Here is a 643-nt window from a genome sequence, read left to right on the forward strand (position 1 = left end):
GCTAGAACTGCATGTATTAACTACGAAGCAGTCAATGAACTTGATATCCAGTTGATGAAGATTTCTAATACTTTGCTTAGTGGTCGTGATGAACTACAATCTCAGGGTCAATCAAACTTGCGTTCATTTAACAGTGATTCCTATTCTCGTGTAAATATGAAAGGTGTTTCAACAAGGAATTACAAAGCAAATCACAAAGGTGAGATGAAGTTTGGTAAAGGTTTATCATGTGGAAAGTTTCATGCTCGCAATCCATGTGTATTTCGTAATGCTAAATGTTTTAAATGTGGTAAGGTAGGACACATTCAGTCAGTATGCAAAGCTACTGTCCATTTTGCTTCAAGCTGTACTAAATCTTGTAATTTAAATTTAAATAATTCGGATGTTTCTAATGATCATTTATCTTTATCAACGATTTCAAAAGACAGTGCAGAGTCATATGACAGTTCAGAGTTAGATGAAATCCAGAATTCTTGTGAGACAACAGTTCCTAATCAACCGATTTATCAGAATTCTCATGCTATTGTACCAGGTATGACTTTTCCTAATGATTCACATATTTCTAATGAAATTACTTGCAATTCTGAGGAAAATATGTTAAATGAACCTAATCATGATCGAAAACCTGATGTGGTTTGGATAG

The 643-nt window shown here is 33.9% G+C and carries 1 protein-coding gene; it reads left to right on the forward strand.

Features of this window, described 5'->3' with window-relative positions; translation table 11 throughout:
• On the forward strand, positions 1–643 hold a 643-nt coding region (locus DF185_RS24810; protein WP_133250147.1), incomplete at both ends, for a hypothetical protein.

Origin of the sequence: Marinifilum breve, assembly GCF_003202155.1 — a bacterium.
GTDB lineage: Bacteria > Bacteroidota > Bacteroidia > Bacteroidales > Marinifilaceae > Marinifilum > Marinifilum breve.